The organism is Coprococcus sp. TF11-13 (genome assembly GCF_003481085.1).
Classification (GTDB): Bacteria; Bacillota; Clostridia; order Lachnospirales; family Lachnospiraceae; genus Coprococcus; species Coprococcus aceti.
In genome coordinates this window covers 348,920-368,387 of sequence record NZ_QUKK01000002.1, presented here as the reverse complement: position 1 = coordinate 368,387, position 19,468 = coordinate 348,920, and the positions used below count along the sequence as shown (strand labels likewise).

At 45.9% G+C, this 19,468-nt stretch carries 13 protein-coding genes and 1 other annotated feature; of the genes, 2 read left to right on the top strand and 11 right to left on the bottom strand.

All coding sequences use genetic code 11. The features are described from left to right. Position 1 precedes the first annotated feature (1 nt). From DXD11_RS06170 to DXD11_RS06140, 7 genes are all read right to left on the bottom strand, one after another. Complete coding sequence (locus tag DXD11_RS06170) at positions 2-1,696, bottom strand: lectin like domain-containing protein (protein ID WP_022217549.1); 1,695 nt, start codon at positions 1,694-1,696, stop codon at positions 2-4. Then, positions 1,693-2,850, bottom strand: coding sequence for a THUMP domain-containing class I SAM-dependent RNA methyltransferase (locus DXD11_RS06165; RefSeq protein WP_118017954.1), 1,158 nt, complete (start codon positions 2,848-2,850; stop codon positions 1,693-1,695). Before DXD11_RS06165 ends, DXD11_RS06170 begins: the two co-directional genes overlap by 4 nt. A gap of 32 nt (positions 2,851-2,882) precedes the next feature. Continuing rightward, positions 2,883-3,191, bottom strand: a complete 309-nt coding sequence (locus DXD11_RS06160; RefSeq protein WP_117875111.1) for a rhodanese-like domain-containing protein — start codon at positions 3,189-3,191, stop codon at positions 2,883-2,885. A gap of 130 nt (positions 3,192-3,321) precedes the next feature. Continuing rightward, complete coding sequence (locus DXD11_RS06155) at positions 3,322-5,964, bottom strand: valine--tRNA ligase (protein WP_022217547.1); 2,643 nt, start codon at positions 5,962-5,964, stop codon at positions 3,322-3,324. Positions 5,965-6,089: 125 nt separating this feature from the next. After that, positions 6,090-6,305 (bottom strand) — a binding site (T-box leader). A gap of 61 nt (positions 6,306-6,366) precedes the next feature. Then, a complete protein-coding gene (locus tag DXD11_RS06150) occupies positions 6,367-7,203 on the bottom strand; it encodes a hypothetical protein (RefSeq protein ID WP_117549702.1) in 837 nt (278 codons plus the stop codon). A gap of 7 nt (positions 7,204-7,210) precedes the next feature. Next, on the bottom strand, positions 7,211-9,136 hold the full coding sequence (locus DXD11_RS06145; protein WP_118757994.1) for a DUF5716 family protein: 1,926 nt from the start codon (positions 9,134-9,136) through the stop codon (positions 7,211-7,213). A 33-nt stretch (positions 9,137-9,169) separates the two neighbouring features. Further along, a complete protein-coding gene (locus DXD11_RS06140; RefSeq protein ID WP_022217545.1) occupies positions 9,170-12,736 on the bottom strand; it encodes a DUF5717 family protein in 3,567 nt (1,188 codons plus the stop codon). Positions 12,737-12,922: 186 nt separating this feature from the next. Between DXD11_RS06140 and DXD11_RS06135 the strand changes: the two genes are divergently transcribed. Both DXD11_RS06135 and DXD11_RS06130 read left to right on the top strand, forming a co-directional pair. Continuing rightward, the gene (locus tag DXD11_RS06135; protein WP_022217544.1) at positions 12,923-13,993 is read left to right on the top strand and encodes a pyridoxal phosphate-dependent aminotransferase; all 1,071 of its coding nucleotides are present in this window, start codon (positions 12,923-12,925) and stop codon (positions 13,991-13,993) included. A 55-nt stretch (positions 13,994-14,048) separates the two neighbouring features. Beyond that, on the top strand, positions 14,049-14,690 hold the full coding sequence (locus DXD11_RS06130; protein ID WP_118757993.1) for a phosphoribosyltransferase: 642 nt from the start codon (positions 14,049-14,051) through the stop codon (positions 14,688-14,690). A gap of 125 nt (positions 14,691-14,815) precedes the next feature. Here DXD11_RS06130 and DXD11_RS06125 read toward each other — a convergent pair whose 3' ends face one another. Genes DXD11_RS06125 through potA form a run of 4 tightly spaced genes read right to left on the bottom strand, consistent with a single transcriptional unit; the run spans position 14,816 to position 19,438 of the window. Continuing rightward, positions 14,816-16,387 carry an extracellular solute-binding protein gene (locus tag DXD11_RS06125; protein WP_118757992.1) on the bottom strand — a complete coding sequence of 524 codons (1,572 nt, stop codon included), beginning with the start codon at positions 16,385-16,387 and terminating at the stop codon, positions 14,816-14,818. After that, positions 16,384-17,175 (bottom strand): ABC transporter permease, encoded by a 792-nt coding sequence (locus DXD11_RS06120; RefSeq protein ID WP_118757991.1) that lies wholly within the window; start codon positions 17,173-17,175, stop codon positions 16,384-16,386. Before DXD11_RS06120 ends, DXD11_RS06125 begins: the two co-directional genes overlap by 4 nt. Beyond that, positions 17,175-17,975 carry an ABC transporter permease gene (locus DXD11_RS06115; protein WP_118757990.1) on the bottom strand — a complete coding sequence of 267 codons (801 nt, stop codon included), beginning with the start codon at positions 17,973-17,975 and terminating at the stop codon, positions 17,175-17,177. The genes DXD11_RS06120 and DXD11_RS06115 overlap by 1 nt, the downstream gene beginning before the upstream one ends. Before the next feature lie 14 nt (positions 17,976-17,989). Further along, positions 17,990-19,438 (bottom strand): polyamine ABC transporter ATP-binding protein, encoded by a 1,449-nt coding sequence (gene potA, locus DXD11_RS06110; RefSeq protein WP_118757989.1) that lies wholly within the window; start codon positions 19,436-19,438, stop codon positions 17,990-17,992. Positions 19,439-19,468 lie beyond the last annotated feature (30 nt).

Here is a 19,468-nt window from a genome sequence, read left to right as displayed (position 1 = left end):
TTTATTCTGTCTTATCCGTAAATGCCTTGAGGCAGACGTTACATTTTCTCTCTTTTTCCGCACTGTACCACTGATTTCCATACAGACTTATATAGCCTTCTCCATCGGAGATGTCAAAGCTGTCGGTCATGGAATCCGCATCATACTCTATGGCTATCGGGTATTTGCTGCCCGGCGTGGTTATATGTACTATGACCGCAAATTTCTTTTCATCCGGGAGCTTGACCACATCATCTAGGTTGACCGTGTAGTATCCTGCGTACTCCATCTCGCCTGACGCGACAAGCTTCTTATTTGCCAGATCGTCAGTGTCCTCAAAATTTGTAGCCACATATACTTCATATGTCGTCTTTGCATCAGTAGCATAGAATGACACAGCCTTGAGCTCCTCGCTCTTGCCTGCCGTGTAAACATTTGCAAAGTAGGCATCCTCCTGGTCAAATCCAAGGACTCCTACCCAGCCCAGCTTATCCGACTGGTATATCTTATCGTAGTTGTCTGCACCCTCAAGTCTGGTGTACACAACACTGGTCTCGCAAATATGCGCATCATAGTATGATATATAGAAATATCCATCCTCGCCAAATTCGGTTCCCCAACTGTTCTTACAGATAAAAGCACCATCTTTCTTCGGTGCCTTGTTAAAGTTGTTCTTGCTGTAATTGTCATCCCATCCTACTATTACCACATCGTGGTTGATTCCCTCTGAACCATCATAATAGTACGCATGAGTCTCCTCGTTGTAATACTCCGAGCTACTGTCGGCATCTATCATATCGCTGTATATCGCAGTCTCCACACCGCCCTTGGTGTACACTGCCTCTTTCACAGCCTTCAGATTCTTGTCGTCAATTATCTCCGCCTCCTGCAAATGCTTCACGGCCTTAAGCTTGGAGTTCGTCTTGTCATCCCCGTACGGATCATCCTTCTCGAGAACCGGTCCCTTCCAGGATGCAAGATATGCAATACTCATCCTGTACTGGCCACCCTCAAACTGTTCAACGCCAAATCCGTTGTTCATGGTCATGTTATCCACAGAGAACTGCAACTTTTCATCCGGCATAAGAGTTGTCTCAAGCGCAGCCAGCGACGCAAATGCCCAGCATGTTCCCGAGTCTCCCTGGTCTCTGACCTCTGTGACCCTGCCCTCTTTTCTCATGTCGTAGGCGGCCGGCAGCTTACTGTCCTCACCGACCTTCTGCAGGGATACACGGCCTGTGTCATAATTGTACTCACATGTATAGTCAAGCGTGTCCGCTATATACTCTATAGGGACAAATGTCTCGTCATCCTTCTTTATCGGCGCATCCGCGATCTTCACGTCCTTGCCGTCCAGCTCTGCATCCTGGGAATCAAGCACCAGTCTGGCGACTCCTTCATTCCTCTTGATCACGATACTGCCATTCACATACTCTATGTATGTGCACTTCATCTTATCCTTGAGCATCTTCAGCGGCATCATAAGGTGAAGATTATTGCTTACATACGGCTTGTACTCGTCCTCTTCCACCTCACTGCCATTTACATACAGTGTGAGTCCCGCTTCATTGTAATCGCCCGCAAGCTTCTCAGACATGCCGGAAACTGCGTGTTGATCCTCCTCGTTCTTCTCCAGACGTCCCGACGGCTCCTTTGTTCCGTAATACGCCAGAGCACCTATGGCAAGGATCAGAATTATATATACAAATTTCTTCAAGCTTCTTCTCTCCTTCGTTTAGGCGGCTTCGGTCCCATAAACTGATAGAAATATGATTTTATCATTCCGTTGTATATCTTGCGGTTTCTGTCGGCCTTTCTGCCGATATACTTCTCCGCATCCGTATACGATGTGATGAGGAACATTGACCAGTCATCAAGACTCCTATAGCTCTCGCCGATGGTCCTGTACAGCTCAGGCAGAGCCTCCTTCTCCTCAAGTCTCTCTCCGTAAGGTGGATTTGTGATTATAAATCCATACTTCTTCGGATTTCTCAGATCCTTCACATCCCTCTGCTGAAAATGGATGTGCTGCTCCACTCCTGCTGCCCTGGCATTCTCCATGGCACACTTCACCATATCGCCATCCAGATCATATCCCTGTATGTTCATCTTCACATCGCGGTCTATGAGATCATGAGCCTCATCCACCGCATTGTACCATATCTTCTTGTCACAGATCTTGGACCACTCCTGGGCCGTGAACTCCCTGTCCATTCCCGGTGCGATGTGTGCGCCTATCATGGCCGCCTCTATCGGAAATGTTCCACTTCCGCAGAACGGATCTACAAGGACTCTGTCGCTGTGCCACGGCGTGAGCATGATCAGCGCGGACGCCAGCGTCTCCGATATAGGAGCCTTTCCAACCAGCTTTCTGTATCCCCTCTTGTGAAGTGACACACCTGACGTGTCAAGTGCTATGGTCACTATATCCTTGAATATAAATACTCTCACCGGATAGCTTGCGCCATCCTCCGTGAACCATGACACTCTGTATGTCTGCTTCAATCTCTCAACCATAGCCTTCTTGACTATAGACTGTATATCCGATGGACTGAAGAGTGCACTCTTGTTTGATGTCGCCTTGGACACCCAGAATTTTGCATCCCTTGTCAGATACTTCTCCCAGGCGATGGCCTTTGTTCCCTCGAACAGCTCGTCAAATGTGGCGGCCTTGAAGCTGCCACATTTAAGCATGATACGCTCGGCTGTCCTTATAAAAATATTTGCCCTTGCAATCGCACTCTCGTCTCCGGCAAATGTGATCCTTCCGTCCTCCACCTGGACTATCTCGTATCCAAGATCAAGTATTTCTTTTTTCAGTACCGACTCCAGTCCAAAATGACATGGAGCTATAAGTTCTACTCTACTCATTTCCTGCCCTTTCTGTGGGTTGTATATTTGTTCTATCTCTGTCTTGTGAGCGGGCCTCTGTACTGCGCCAGGCCTCCCACCGTGTTGATAACTCTGTATCCATCCTCGCTCATGATGAGCGCAGCCTTCATGCTGCTCACCCCATGAGCACAGTATACCAGCAGATATTTGCTTTTGGGAAGAGTATACTCCCTCGCTTCTATCAACTCAAATGGAATATTTACCGCCATGGGGATGTGTCCCTCCAGAAATTCATCGCGGTCCCTGACATCCACTATTATGCCGCCCCTTGCAACAGCTTCACGTATGATGTTGCGTATGGGAATACTTGTGAATCCCATTTCTCCACCTCCTTCATACCGACAGAAAAACCTCTTCTGTTATATGATATGAAGGAAATGTCTCATCGACACAATAAAAACGAAGATCCCGGCAGGCGAAAAGCCAATTCCGTCTGTCGGGACCTTATAATTACTTCTTAAGCTGTGCAAGACGCTCGGCAACCTGCTCAGACATCTCAGTGTACTTGGCAAGCTTTGCCTTCTCCTCCTCAACCTTTGCGGCTGGGGCCTTGTCAACGAACTTTGGATTTGCAAGCATTCCTGATGCACGCTTGATCTCTCCGGCAAGCTTAGCAGCCTCCTTCTCAAGTCGCTCGATCTCCTTGTCGATATCCACAAGCTCCTCAAGAGGAATGTATACAGCGGCATCGTGGATCAGTGTTGATACTGCATTCTCATCGATTCCTGTCTTGTCCTCCTGAACGTGTACCTCGCTGGCATAACCCAGTGTGGCAAAGAAGCTCTTTGATGACTCAAATATATGTCTCACGTCCTCCTTTGCAGATACGACATATACCTTTGCCTTTCTGCTAGGTGGTACGTTCATTCCTGTACGAAGGTTTCTGATGGCACGGACTGCTGCCTTGATAGTGTCAACAGCGGCCTCGTCAGCCTCAAAGTTCCACTCGTCTGTGTACTCAGGCCACTTGGAGATCATGATCGACTCCTCCTCGTCCTGAATGTTGCAGAAGATCTCCTCTGTGATGAATGGCATGTATGGATGAAGAAGCTTAAGTGCCTGGATCAGAACTGTCTTAAGTGTCCAGAGTGCTGCTGCCTTTGTCTCATCCTCATCGTTGTAGAGACGAGGCTTAACCATCTCGATATACCAGTCACAGAACTCCTCCCAGATGAAGTCGTATACCTTGGATACAGCGATACCAAGCTCGAACTTCTCCATGTTGTCTGTCATCTCTTTTGCAAGTGTGTTGACCTTGGACAGAATCCAGCGGTCAGCTATTGTCAGGTCAGACAGCTTCACATTTGTGAAATCTGCCTTCTCCATGTTCATCATGATGAAACGTGTTGCGTTCCAGATCTTATTTGCAAAGTTTCTGGAATTCTCAACTCTCTCCCAGTAGAAACGCATGTCGTTTCCAGGAGCATTTCCTGTTATAAGTGTCAGACGAAGGGCGTCTGCACCGTACTTATCTATAACCTCAAGCGGGTCAATACCATTTCCAAGTGACTTACTCATCTTACGTCCCTGGTCGTCTCTTACAAGTCCGTGGATCAGCACATGCTTGAATGGGCTCTTGCCTGTCTGCTCAAGTGCTGAGAATACCATACGGATTACCCAGAAGAATATGATGTCGTATCCGGTTACAAGCACGCTTGTAGGATAGAAGTATTCATACTCAGGTGTCTTATCCGGCCAGCCAAGTGTTGAAAATGGCCACAGCGCAGATGAGAACCATGTATCGAGCGTATCCTCATCCTGTGTGAGATGTGTACATCCGCACTTTGGACATACTGTAGGTGTCTCACGGCTGACGATGGTCTCGCCGCACTCGTCACAGTACCATGCAGGGATTCTGTGTCCCCACCAGAGCTGTCTTGATATACACCAGTCACGGATGTTCTCAAGCCAGTGGATGTATGTCTTGTCAAACTGCTCAGGCACAAATGAGAGCTCATCGGTCTTGATGATGTCAAGTGCTGCCTGTCCCATCTCCTTCATGCGGACGAACCACTGAGGCTTGATCATAGGCTCTACAGTTGTCTTACATCTGTCATGTGTTCCTACGTTGTGGCTGTGTGGAACTACCTTTACGAGAAGTCCCAGTGCGTCAAGGTCTGCCACCATCTGCTTTCTTGCCTCGTAGCGATCCATGCCTGCATACTTGCCTCCGAGCTCATTTATGGTTGCATCATCGTTCAGTATATTTATCTCCTCAAGATTGTGACGCTTTCCAACCTCGAAGTCGTTAGGGTCATGTGCAGGTGTGATCTTTACACATCCTGTTCCAAACTCCTTGTCAACATATGGATCTGCGATAACTGGGATCTGTCTGTCTGTAAGTGGCAGCTCCAACATCTTTCCTACTATATCTGTGTATCTCTCATCGTCAGGATTTACTGCAACGGCTGTATCTCCGAGAAGTGTCTCCGGTCTTGTGGTTGCTATCTCCACAAATCTTCCAGGCTCTCCAACTACAGGATAGTTGATATGCCAGAAGAATCCGTCCTGCTCCTCATGTATAACCTCAGCATCTGATATGGAAGTCTTACATACAGGACACCAGTTGATGATCCTTGAGCCCTTGTAGATGTAGCCCTTCTCGTACAGTCTTACAAATACTTCCTTGACTGCCTTGGAACATCCCTCGTCCATGGTAAATCGCTCTCTGTCCCAGTCCGCGGATGAACCCATCTTCTTGAGCTGGCTCACGATACGATTGCCGTACTCCTCCTTCCATGCCCATGCATGCTTTAAGAACTCCTCACGGCCGATCTCTTTCTTATCTATTCCCTGCTCCTTCAGCTTCTCTGTAACCTTGACCTCGGTTGCGATGGCTGCGTGGTCTGTACCAGGCTGCCACAGTGCTGAGTAGCCCTGCATTCTCTTGAATCTGATAAGTATATCCTGCATGGTATTGTCCAGGGCATGTCCCATGTGGAGCTGTCCTGTTACATTTGGAGGCGGCATTACGATCGTAAATGGCTTCTTGCTCCTGTCAACCTCTGCGTGGAAATACTTCTTCTCCTCCCACTTTCTGTAGAGTCTGTCCTCTATCTGGGAAGGATCATATGTCTTCTCTAACTCTTTCATCTCATTCTTCCTTTCTATTGTTACTGATTTCTTACTGTTTGATAAATCCGGACCGGACTTTTTACCCCGGAGCTTTCTTATTCCCTATGCACTGCACAAAAAAACCCGCTCTCCGGACATTCTGTCAGAAGGGCGAGTAAATATTCGCGTTACCACCTTGTTTTGTATCTCATCTTATCCTATAACGGGAACGCCCCGGCATGGCCTATCCTTATCGTGATCTTTCAGCCATGCAGCTCAGAAGCTACCTTCACAAGTCTCTGTCAGGAACGGTCTCACAGCCCACGAACCATTCTCTCTGTCTGACTCCACATGCTACTCCTCTTCGTCACAGCATTTGCATATATCTTCTTTATTCATTGTGATAGTACAACATAGGCTGGCTGTACGTCAAGCACAAAGTCATCCTATCTGGTTTCTGAACTGATCCTTGAGTGCACTCAGGATGGAATTCATACGCCTGTCATAGTCCTCTATGTCGCCGTGCATTCTGTTGTACACAGCCTTCTGGACTTTGTTGTATATGGACATCTCATGTACATCCTCCTTTGAATCAGCGATCTCGTTCATCAGATCGTCCAGGAATCCGGCCGGCATACCGCGCTTTCTTATCTCCCTCTGGAGTGTCGCCGTGTCCACCGTCACCGCCATTACACAGAAGTATTCTATCAATGACTCATTGTTCTTATTCAGCGCAAATGCTCTGATGAAAGCATCCTTTGCCTCCTCAAGCTGAAGATTGCCCGCCAGCGCAACGCCTTTGTTGTGATATATATTTCCAAGGAACTCATCGTACTCACCATGTGACTCCTTGTACTCTATGATGTCATCGTATATGGCGTCAGCCTTGATGTAATGCTTGTACATCATGTAGCTGTCAGCTCTCTTCTTGTCCAGCTCATACGGCTTGAGAGTCCTGATCCTCTTGCACTCGTCCATGAATTCCTTCACTTCATCCTTGCTGTAGAACTCACCAAATGTAAGTATCTCCACCATGATATCCTGGATATACGCATTCTTGGCATTGAGCGCGTCTATCTTGTCCGCAAGATCCTCCATGTCTATGGCCGTTCTCAGCCAGTTGCTGAGTCTGTCCGCAAGGTCGTCTTTACCTATGAGCACCATATTGTTGAATATGTAGTAGCACAGCTCCTCATATGAATATATGGTTATCTTCGTATTGAGGAATGTGTACGGATTGTCCGCTGTCTTTGTCTTACAAATAATAATTCCACTCATATGTGTATCACTCTCCCGGATCAAAATGCTGTCCTCTGAGGTATGACGGGATGCTGAACGCACTCTGCTCATACTCATCGGAATCTTCGTCATCCAGATCCTCTTCATCTATGGTTTCTTCATCGTCCGGCTCTGACTCGTCGATCTCAGTCTCGCTGTCATCTGCATCGTCTGTAATGTCATCTGATTCTGATTCGTCATCATCTACCTCATATGCAGCATCCACAGATTTCGTTTCGTCATCATCTACCTCATATGCAGCATCCACTGATTCCGTTTCGTCATCATCAATTTCATCTGAAATGTTCTCAGGATCAGAGACCGCATCATCTTCTAACTCTTCAGCCCCCGTCATATCCCCCGCATCGTCGTCAATCTCTTCCACAACATCATCTGCTTCCATTCCGAAATCATCCGGCTCTTCCACAGTCTCCGGCTCCACAGGTGACGCTGTTCCGTAATATACCACAGGCTCTTCATGTACCTCCTGCTCGGCTTCCACCGTCTTTGCATTACCATGCTCCACCGCCGGATCTTCGCCTCTCAGTTCCTCGGTGTCACCCATGCGTATCCTGAGCTCCTCTTCCCTTCGCGCTGCCTCAAGCTTCTCCGCATGCTTTCTCCTGATGGCTTCTATGTCAAATTCTTTTCTGTATATCTTATTTGTGGTAGGATACAAACTTCCAAATCCAAGATCACGGATGACTATCGCGCCCTTATCCGCACCATAATACTCCACGGATATCGACAGCTTTGTCGTCTTCTTTGGTCTCGCCGGAAGCCCGTATATCTCCACAGTCTCCCGCCATTCTTCCTCAGTCAGTATATCCTGGTATACGATCTGTATCCTTCTTGTGTTGTCGAGGAATACCTCTATGCTTCCGCGGGTGTTGAACCACTCAAGCCCGCCGTATGCTATCGGCCAGAACGTCTTCTTCTCATCCATGAGATTTATTCCGATATTTGTCTTGACCGTCTGCTCCGTATCTATAAAATATCTGCTGAGCGCCTCCGTGTACACACCGCCAAGCGATCTGTAACATGCACCCTTTGTATATATATTCTGTCCAACAAATACCCTTCTGCCCTGACACAGGACCGCCGCCGACTGCTTCATCCAGTTGTCAGCAAATCCTATTCCCGTGAGGAATACAGAGGATATAAACACCTGTGACATACATTCCTTAACTATATCCGCAAATGCCTCATCCATATCCTCATGGTATTTTCCAAATCTTTTCATGTTCATCCTGTCATGGAAGTTCACATGCTCAACGGTCACTATCAAAGGATATTTCCTTGTCATATCTATCCTGTAAAAATCCAGCCCGCTCCTGCCGAAATCAAACAGTCCCACGCTGTTATTCCTGAGCGGCTCAGGCTGTGCAAATATATAGCACAGGCCACTGTCCAGATGGCTCACTATATTAAACTGGTCATGGGTCAGACGGAGTGCCGACTTAAGTCCTCTGACTGCAGCTATGATGCGCGGATCTGTGTCAGCCACTGTGACTGTCAGTTTCTTTATCACAAAACCCTCAAACTGCTCGGTAAACTGTCTTATATGCAGTATCATCATCTTCACAAGAAGATCTCCCGCCTTATAATTACGCCCCGCAACTTCTATATTCTCATTTCTCAGGGTACACTCATACACCTGATCCACAACCGTTCCATTTTCCTCGAACCTGCAGGCTGAAGCCTTCGCCCCTGCACACCAGCCAGCCAGATCTATGAACTTGTAAGCTTCACTCTGTCCGTCATCCGTCTTTTTGTTGTACGCGCTGTAGAACATGATGTTAGGGAGCATATATGTATCCCTCGCCTCCTTGTGGTACACCGATTCCGGCTCCCGCGTGTCAACATTATAATAACTAAGCTGTGTATATTCCGGGCCAAGATCCAGACCCAGATATAACTGTGTGTCAGACATAAATTATGCCCCTCCTTGTGAAAAATCAAAAAGTTAAAGCAACATCAAATTGGCGTCGAAGAAATGGCTGTTGTACAGATATGTGTCCATTGCCTGTATGAGCTCATGGTCATTTCTTGTCTCCTGGCTAACCAGCATGCTATTGATAAGTTCAAAGCTGCTGCTTCCATCCTTATGGAATGTCTCATTTTTGAGTATGTCGCTCTCAACCACGACTGAAGTTCCAACCACTCCATCGATGGAGTAGACAAGCGACTCTCCGTGGAATACGACAACTTCCTTAACATACACTCCCGGAATTATCTCATTCATCCTCTCGGATTTGTAGTTTGCCATACTGCTGCTCTCCTGTCCAAAGCTGTAGCTGACCCATACCTGCTTTCCGCTTTCACCCTTGAATATGACATATGTCTTGAATCTCATATCCCCTGGCAGCTTTACGATCGACTCAAATTTTCTGAAGAACGGAAGTATCTTGCTGTATTCTATAAACTGTTTTACATTTGCCTTGATCCATTCCTGCTGCTCCTCAGTGTATCGTCCACTTCGGTTGCTAAAATAATACAGCAGGCTCATTCTGGATATCTCGTCCTTTATATTGCCCTTGGCGATCTCCTTGTACAGATCCTCCATTATATATGAAGGGATCTTCTGATCCTTTATAAAATACTGGTGCGCGCAATATCTGAGGAAAGCTTTCACCACCATGCCTCGGCTGCGGCCGCGATAGTACACCTCAAATATATCGTATATGGACTCTATATATCCGTCCGCGAACATCATCTGTGCGAGTATGTTCTCAGACAGCATATCAATATTTCTGTAATTTGAATTGACCGACTTGAAGAGATTTGCCATCTCCTCGAGTGATCCGTTGTAATTGTTGATGAGATATGACAGTATCTTCTGTCCGGCGTACCCTCTCCTGTATATATACACGCATATGGATATGAGCAGCCTGCTCTCATCGTATCTCTTGTCATCGATTCCAAACTCGGCTATCTTGATCAGCTCATCTATATCCACATCCACATAGCCAAATCTGTACATTCCCTCAAATGCATTCTCATACATATCCAGAGCTATATAATATGTATTTATCCTGGAAGCATATGAAGGATCCACGTAATCCAGATCTATCTTGGACAAATATTTTCCGAGAATGTCCGCATCGAAATTCTCATGATAATACTCAACCATATGGGTAAGCGCTTCCTGTCTCACCCTGTAGCTCACCTCAGGGCAGAGTGCGATATCTCTGGCAAGATTTATCTCCTTTGCATCCCTGTGTGTAAATATATCTATATCGTTGTAGAGGAACAACAGGTATCTGTAATCCCTTGGACTGTACTCGTGACAAATGTCCAGATAGCTCCTCTCGTCTACGATTCTCTCCATTCTGTACTGTACGGTGCTCACATATCTGCCGCCGTTGTCATCCAGAAGTGTGACTATGGCAGACGGCGATATTATCTCTACATATGCCTCACCATTAACCACCGGAACCTTGACCTCTCCGCCAAGCTCACTGTGGGATACCAGTATGTGTGTTATATTCTCATTATCACACACGAACTTTCTCTTGAATATTATGTTGATGAGCTTTGTGGCAAATTCCGGTTTCACCGTATCAGGATCAAGGAATTCATCGTATATGACTGTCAGGTCATCGCTCACATTCCCCTGAAGTATCATCTTCTCCATGAAACGCTCAATGGCAGGGACAAAATCCCTGTACACCGACTTCTGGTTCTCCTTGTTCATGATGACATTTGCATATATATACGCCAGCTCCTCGTCCGTCAAAACGTTCTTGTAACTGAAATATCTGAGTATAGCCTCCGGTATCTCATCGTAGTGGTTTTTGTCCATGCTCCTGATAAAGCATTCATTCAGACCAACATACTTGAGATCCTTGTCCGATGCGTCACTGTAATATCTGTGATAACACGGATCGTACATCTTATTCTTGATCAGTATTCCACAAATGGCATCCAGAGTCGTCCTGTCATGCCTCATATCGTATATCTGCTCAAGCATCTTAAATGCCTGCTCGTCAAAATCCTTCTGTCTCGAAGCAGTCTTGACAAACTCCACGATGACATCCTCTGAGACAAATTCATTTCTCATGCCCCATCTGAGGGCTGCGATCTCAAGCGGTGCGATCTTCTTCATCATGAGAGGCTGCTTGTTGAACATGTCGCATATCTCAAAGTATATTACCGGACTGTTTACACCTGAGTTAAACAGCTTCTGTATATCCTCGTAGAGAACCCATTTATCCTCTGTATAATTCACATCCACAAATAACAGTATCCAGAAATAGAACAGCCTGTTCTTGTCATTTGCCTCAAACCTTTCTCTGACCATGGCAGCAGTTCTGTCTATGATGAACTTCTCCCTGCGCAGAAGCGACTTCAGGTAACTGAGATAACACTTCTCCATGTCCTCCATGCTTGTGAAATTGGCATCCGCATCTATTCTCAGAAATTCCTGCTCGACAAATTCCGTGTGTCCCTCCAGGATCTGCATATGGAGCAGTCCCAGCCTGTACATGCCATACTCCGGTCTGTATTTTATAAGGGTGTTCAGGGCATCCCTGGTCTCCGCTATGTACTTCTTCAGATCGATCTTGTCCGTTCTGAAGTCAATATATGCACGGATCAGAGCCTCCTCCGCCCTCTTGATGGTGAATCTCGTCTGCCTGCTCTTTGGAGTCATCTTGATGACCTCAGGCTTTCTGATGCTCACCTGTATTCTCATATTCTGATAAGTGTTCCATATATAAATGTAACCCGATGATTCCCCGTCGTGGATCTTCTGCGGATCTATGAGGAAACTGAGGTCAAATGTGTTGCCATCGAAGCTGTTCCACTTCAGCACGCTGGTCTCCGGTATGAGGAAATCGCAGTCCGACGCTATCTTGGTATTCGTGTAGCCCCAGGTGTTCTTGGTGATCGTAACCGATGCCCTGACCAATTCGGATGGCATCTCAACCAGCAGATCGTTCTGAGCCACGGACAGTGTGAGTGCCCTCTTCTTGTGTGTATACACAAGGAATTCCTCCATGGCCTGTCCTATGGACAGTGACATTCCCAGTGTGTCATACACCCTCTGAAGCTTTTCATCCCTGCCTATAAAAGTGCGCACAAAATCCTCGCTTCCGAATATCCTTATGGCATCCTCCCAGTTCTCCTCTGCATATGCTGCAAACTGGAACAGATCCTCGAGCTTCTTACCCTCGACCTGAATATATGGAGCGACTATAGCTATATGATAAGGGATGATAAACTCTCCCCCATCAGTGATTATATTTATATGACCCTTGAAGGATTTGCCTTGCTCGATTCCTCGGGCGTCAAATGAATAGCTGACTCTGTTCTTCCTGCCCACAAATGTGTGACTCTTGAAATCCAGTATATAGCGGCTGTCGTATACCATCAGTTTCACTGCACAACTGTTTGAAGAATCCACTGTAAACTCTCCATCATACACAGTTCCCGCCTCGATATTCAATTCTATCTTGCTGACTGATATGGCTACCGCTGGTCTGTCAACCTTAAACTCACCACGAGCATACTGTTCAACTATTCCCTTCATCGTCTGGTCTCCTGTATCTATTTCTATTGTCTTTTTGTCAAAAATCACTCATAGTGGTTGTATTTGAAGCTTCCAATCGGTATAATTGACAAAAAGACATATATTCAGATTATAACAAAATATTGTCTCTTTTTAAACAATATATACAGAAAAATAACTTAAAACAACTGAAAAAGGGGTTTTTTTATGAAAAATGGGGTTATCAATCTAAAAACAGAGAATCTCCTCAGTCAGGTCGAAACTGTTCGTGCAGATCTTAACATGAATCCACTGGGAGTTCCCGAATCTGTTACTAAAGCTATTGCGGACAACATGAGTCAGTTATCAGTATACCCTGATCACAACACAAAGAAATTAAAGGAGGCCATATCCGCATACTCCGGAGCAAAGACAGACGACATAATCGTCGGCGGTAGCTCCTATGAATTTGTCAAGATACTGTGCGAATTTACCTCGCCTAAGAAAGCTATCCTGATAACACCTGGAGCACAGAATTACGAAAAGCTGCTCTCTATGAACGGCTGTGAGATAATCTACTACTCCACACCTGAGGAGGAGGATTTCACCCTCGACATCGCAGATTTTATATCGAAGTTGTCAGAGGACATCGATATTATATTTATATCGAATCCTAATGGTACAACATCACAGATAATCGATGCAGAGTCTTTGGAATTTATAGCCAAGATATGCGATGGTAATAACATAACCATGGTCGTTGACGAGGAATACATGGATTTTGTTGATGATCTGGAGAGTAATTCTGCCATTCCTCTCACATCGGAATACGAGAATGTTATCGTGCTGCGAAACACAACGAAATTTTTTGCAGTTCCCGGACTCAGGCTGGCATATATGATCACATCGAATCCTGTTCTCAAGAAAACACTTGAGATCACCGGACTGCCATTTGCGATAGGCAAGCTTGTGGAGGCCGCCGGAGTCGCCATGTTCACCGACGAAAAATACATTGCCGAATCAAGAGAGCTCATCAGAACCGAGCGCAACCTTGTGTACTCGGCACTGTCCACCCACAAGTCGATCAAGCTGTACAAACCGGCCGCCAACTTCATACTGATCCGTATCCTGAGGGATGCTATTTCCGCGGGTGATGTGGTGGATTACTGCATGCCAAAGGGTCTTTATATACGAAGCTGTGCTGATATAGGCGGACTTGACAACAAATACATAAGATTCTGTTTTATGAATCCAAAACAGGATGACCTGCTGGTCAACACCGTGCTGGAAATAGTCTAGGAAATTACTGTTTTATTTACAGACAACATAATAATAGAAAAGGAGAATTTAAACTATGGAAAACATGACAACCAAGATCACATCGTCTTATAACAATGCACTGGACATCAAGGTAGTTGACGGACATTTTGCAACTAACCATTCCCACATCAACAGATACATCGATATGACAACCATCAAAAGCAGAAGAAATATGGCTCTCGCTGCTGCCAAATCCATGGCTACAGAGTATGTTGCAACAACGATCGTTGACACCATCGTCTGCATGGACGGAACAGAGGTTATCGGTGCTTACCTTGCAAATGCCCTCACAGAGAACGGTATCGTGTCCATGAACCAGCACCAGACCATATACATCATGACACCTGAGGTTCATTCTTCAGGCCAGCTCATATTCCGTGATAACCTTCAGCCAATGATCAAGAACAAGAACGTTCTCCTTCTCCTTGCATCGGCAACCACCGGCAAGACAATCAAGCAGAGCATCGAATGTATTGAATACTACGGCGGAAGCATCTCAGGAATATCAGCTATCTTCTCAGCTACAGACGAGGTTGCAGGCCACGAGGTTCACTCTCTGTTCAGCAAGAAGGATATCGACGACTATGCTTCTTATTCCGTTGACGAGTGCCCTATGTGTAAGGCCGGCAAGAAGATAGAAGCCATTGTCAACAGCTATGGTTATTCGATGCTGTAATACCACAGAAACAACACAACCTTTCCCTCGCCGCTCACATAAACTAAAACGGCTGCCTCGATGGCATATGGCCTTTCTTACCGAAAACCACATACCATCAGGGCAGCCGTTTATTTTATATTATTCTATTTCCCAAGATAAAATTTCTTTGACCTTTTATGATATACGATCACTCCGGCCAGTGCACCGATCACCGCTGCCACAATAAACCATGCCCATGTCGGCACATCTTTGATATTGTAGCATCTGATGTTGATCCACATCTGGTTGATATCCTTGGTGGCATCCTCATCGAAATACTCCATGACCGCACTTCTCTCTATGGCGTCCTGTGACGGATACTGAGCCCCAAGCTGTCTGTTGACCTGTTCCGCAGGAGCTCTGAGAACGTAGTCAGGATCTGAGTTGTCCCCTGTGAAGAAATATCCAAGTGGATAATCAACAACATCCTCCTCGTCATCTTCTGCACCATAAGTGTAATCCAGATAAGAATATACCGTATCGTCATCCCCACCTGCTATGACTGAGGTATAACCAATGTAATACATGTTGCGGACTGCATTGTCAGGTCTTGACACAAAGTTGATAAACGCCTCGGCCGCCTGCTTTCTGTCAGCGTCACCGTCTATTCCATTTTTCAGCATGACCCATCCGTCAAAGTACAGATTTGTGCACTCCTCAGGGACCGCAAAGTCAAGCTTCACACCATCCTCCTCAGCCTGATCCATGGCATAAACTGCATCTCCTGACCACTGGTAATTCGCGACAACCTTTCCTGTTATCATGTCTGCCTTACCGCTGTCAGTCTCAAATGAATACACATTATCCTTTATGTCCTGAAGAAGATCCTGTGACTTTGCTATAGTCTCAGGACTGACATCGTTCATGATATCCTTGAGCTGCTCTGAGTAATCATCCTGAGCCCTGAATTCAGTGTCCATCAGCTTGTCTCTCTGCAGTGCTCCGACTGCGGCAAAGTAGGAATCTCTGACATTGTCTTTTATGGTGATCTGTTTTGCAAACTTAGGGTTGTTGAGGACTGTCCATGTTCCCGCCTCATCAGCAGTCATCTTCTCCGGATTGTACAGAATTCCCGTAATTCCAAACATGAAGCCAGCTGCATATTTGCTCCAGGTCTCTCCATTTATCTCATGCGTCTCAAATGTATCTCGAATATATGGCGACACACCATTTATATAATAATTCTTGTCGTTGTTCTCATCGAAAAAGCCATCAGACAAAGGCTCAAGCTTGTTCTCAGACATAAGCTTCATGATCATGTACTCCGAAGGACATACAAGATCATACACATCGCCGAGAGTCAGCATATTATAGAGATCCTCATTGGTGCCGAAGCACGAATACTGAACATTCACCTTCACACCATAATTCTCGTAATACCAGCTCTCGAAATCCTCCACCATGGAATTCTCACCAAATATAGTTGTTCCATTGTCCAGTTCCAGGGCTTCGTCTTCATCCCAACCACCCTCGTCAATGTACTCTTCCCAGCTGCACACCCTGAGAGTGACCTCTTTTTCAGTAGCAGATGCGCCGTCACTCTTGACAGAAGCAGCATCTCCTGTATCCTCCGCTGCCATTACCGGCAGCATCTGTCCGGCAAGCAATGAAACAGCCATGACTGCTGCCGCCAGCTTTCTGGAAATCGAACGTCCAAAACATCTATGTCTTATCATCGCTCCACCTCCTTCTTTCTTCCGGCCACATTCATAGCCACAACGATTATGACAACCAATGCAAAAATGACTGTTGAGAGCGCCCACAGGGCTGTCTTGATCTCAGTCTGTGAACCTTTTGTCGCATTTACAACGTAAGTACTTATGGTGTCAAATGTCGCAGGCTTGGTGTATGTCGCGATGAAGTAATCATCCAGTGACAGTGTAACAGCCAGCGCAAATCCCGAGATAATACCCGGAAGTATCTGAGGTATCACTACCTTTGTGAGTCCCTGGAAAGGTGTAGCTCCCAGATCTAACGCAGCCTCATACAGACTGCTGTCCATCTGCTTGAGCTTTGGCACTACCGACAGATATACGAAAGGTGCCGACAAAACCACATGGCCGATGACAAGCGGAACATAGCTGTCCTTGCTCATGCCGAATGCAACTATGAGCAGTATACATATAGAGAAACCTGTCACAACATCTGCATTTACAACAGGCACCTCATTCATGGCATTTATCGATGCTGAAGCCCATTTTTTTGAATAAAAAGCACCTATAGCACCGAGTGTTCCTAGAATGGTTGCTATCAATGCTGAACCGGTAGCCAGGAGAACAGTTCCAACAATCATTGACCTCAGCTCATCTTTTGTGAACAGAGTCACATAATTGTGGAGCGACCAACCATGGATGCTTCCTATATTCGCCGATGTCGTAAAGCTGTACACAGCCAGTATCAGTATAGGCATATATATGAGAAGCAGCATAATGCATATAAATATAATCTTAGACCATTTCTTCATTATAACAACGCACCTCCTCTGCTTCCACCGTCGTCATCCGTGTACTTGTTTGTCACAAGTGTGAATACAAGTATTATCACAAGAAGGACGAGTGCTATCATGGAACCGCCGTTCCAGTTGTATGCTGAGAAGTAGCTTCCTATCAGACTACCCATGATGTATGTGCTGTTGTAAAGCATGTCAAGCACAACATAGTTAGTCATCGATGGTAAAAATACCATAACTATTCCGCTGACGATTCCCGGAACGGTGAGCGGAAGTGTGACCTTGACAAATGTCTGGAAGCTATTTGCCCCAAGATCCACAGCGGCCTCCATAAGGCTGCCATCAAGCTTCAATATGGTTGTGTATATAGGAAGTATCATAAATGGCAGGAAATCATATGTCATTCCTATAACCGAATTGAGAAACGGGTGGAATGCTAGATTGCCCTCCATAACCGTGAGTACCTCCTTGAGTGCTGTGATCCTCAGTGTGAAGTTGATCCACATCGGAAGCACGAACATCATGACAATGACCGATTTCCTTTTCATCTCACTTCTCGCAAGTATATATGCGATCGGATATGCCAGCAGCAGACACACCAGAGTAGTCACTATGGCAAGCAAAAAGCTGTATGCCAGAGTACCTATGGTGTTCGGGCTGGTAAAGAATCCCGTCAGATTGTCAAATGTAAACCTGCCCTCGCCGTTGGTGAAGGCATAATAAATAATTACAAACAGTGGTGCAACTACAAAGCATATGAGAAATAATGCGTATGGGATGCCCAGCTGTTTTCTTGAAAAACGTAAGCCGTTCATGTTCATCCCTCCATCTACCTTTTAAGTGAAAACTTCATCTTGTCCTCTGGAATTATCAGGCTGACTCTGTCATCCATGTTCCACAGGTCCTCGTCATCCACGATAAAGTCCTCCTCATTGTCAGTTCTCACCACATAGCTGTAGTGGTCTCCCTTATATATAAGATTGATGATATGTCCGCAGAGTATACCAGCTTCCTCGTCATCACTCATGTCGATATCCTCTGGAAGTATAGATACTATTACCTTGATCTTCTCACGGTCTATCGCCTCACCATTTGCATCCACCAGCACGCCATCCTTCATGGCTGAACCCGGAACGATCTCCGTGAGGTCGCATGATACCTTACCGTCAAATACACCAAGTGCGTAGTTTCTGTTGACCGAGCTCTCAATCTTGTTGATTGCAGTCCCCGATATCATGATGTGGATTCCATCAGGTTCAACATTGAGACCAACCTTATCTCCAACCTTGGCAGACTTTGTGGTCTGTATAACTATCTCATTCCTTCCAGACTCAACGGTGATCTCATAATGAACGCCCTTAAATACCACGGAGGTCACAACGCCCTTTACAGCGCCTTGTTCAGGTGTAGTGATCATCACATCCTCCGGTCTTACTACGGCGTCCACCTTCGTTCCAATCTCCACGTCATCCAGACAGACAAATTCTGCACCACAGAATCTTACCTTAAACTTGCCCGTCATGATTCCGTTAAAGATGTTGCTCTCGCCTATGAAATCCGCAACAAATGCGTTCTTCGGCTCATTATATATATCCTCAGGAGTTCCTATCTGCTGTATCTCACCCTCGCTCATTACAACTATCTTGTCTGACATGGTGAGTGCTTCCTCCTGGTCGTGTGTTACATAGATAAAAGTGATTCCCAGCCTGTCATGCATTCCCTTAAGCTCTATCTGCATCTCTTTTCTCATCTTGAGATCCAGTGCGCCAAGAGGCTCATCCAGAAGAAGTATCTCTGGCTCATTGACAAGAGCTCTCGCTATAGCTATTCTCTGCTGCTGTCCACCCGAAAGCGTGGCGACTTTTCTGTCCTCAAAGCCCTCAAGGTCAACCATCTCAAGGACCTTCTTGACCTTCTTCACGATCTCTGCCTTAGGAAGCTTCTTGAGCTTGAGGCCAAATGCTATGTTGTCAAAGATATTCAGATGTGGGAACAGCGCATACCTCTGAAAGACCGTGTTGATAGGTCTCTTATTTGGTGGAAGCTTGCTGATATCCTGTCCATTCAGTAATATCTCTCCTGAAGTAGGAATCTCGAATCCTGCTATCATTCTAAGTGTCGTGGTTTTTCCGCAGCCTGAAGGGCCTAAGAACGTGACGAACTCGCCTCTCTTCACTTCGAGGTTAAAGCCGTCAACTGCTGTGAATCCATTGTCATAGGTCTTGACAATGTTTTTCAATTCAATGATATTGTTGGAATTATTGTTGTTTTTTTCCATTTATTTCCTCCTTAAGTATCGTGACATACT

Excerpts from the sequence above, each read along its gene's own strand:
- DXD11_RS06165 (WP_118017954.1), bottom strand. The coding sequence starts at position 2,850 with ATGAGTAGAGTAGAACTTATAGCTCCATGTCATTTTGGACTGGAGTCG.
- DXD11_RS06160 (WP_117875111.1), bottom strand. The coding sequence starts at position 3,191 with ATGGGATTCACAAGTATTCCCATACGCAACATCATACGTGAAGCTGTT.
- DXD11_RS06155 (WP_022217547.1), bottom strand. The coding sequence starts at position 5,964 with ATGAAAGAGTTAGAGAAGACATATGATCCTTCCCAGATAGAGGACAGA.
- DXD11_RS06150 (WP_117549702.1), bottom strand. The coding sequence starts at position 7,203 with ATGAGTGGAATTATTATTTGTAAGACAAAGACAGCGGACAATCCGTAC.
- DXD11_RS06145 (WP_118757994.1), bottom strand. The coding sequence starts at position 9,136 with ATGTCTGACACACAGTTATATCTGGGTCTGGATCTTGGCCCGGAATAT.
- DXD11_RS06140 (WP_022217545.1), bottom strand. The coding sequence starts at position 12,736 with ATGAAGGGAATAGTTGAACAGTATGCTCGTGGTGAGTTTAAGGTTGAC.
- DXD11_RS06135 (WP_022217544.1), top strand. The coding sequence starts at position 12,923 with ATGAAAAATGGGGTTATCAATCTAAAAACAGAGAATCTCCTCAGTCAG.
- DXD11_RS06130 (WP_118757993.1), top strand. The coding sequence starts at position 14,049 with ATGGAAAACATGACAACCAAGATCACATCGTCTTATAACAATGCACTG.
- DXD11_RS06125 (WP_118757992.1), bottom strand. The coding sequence starts at position 16,387 with ATGATAAGACATAGATGTTTTGGACGTTCGATTTCCAGAAAGCTGGCG.
- DXD11_RS06120 (WP_118757991.1), bottom strand. The coding sequence starts at position 17,175 with ATGAAGAAATGGTCTAAGATTATATTTATATGCATTATGCTGCTTCTC.
- DXD11_RS06115 (WP_118757990.1), bottom strand. The coding sequence starts at position 17,975 with ATGAACGGCTTACGTTTTTCAAGAAAACAGCTGGGCATCCCATACGCA.
- potA (WP_118757989.1), bottom strand. The coding sequence starts at position 19,438 with ATGGAAAAAAACAACAATAATTCCAACAATATCATTGAATTGAAAAAC.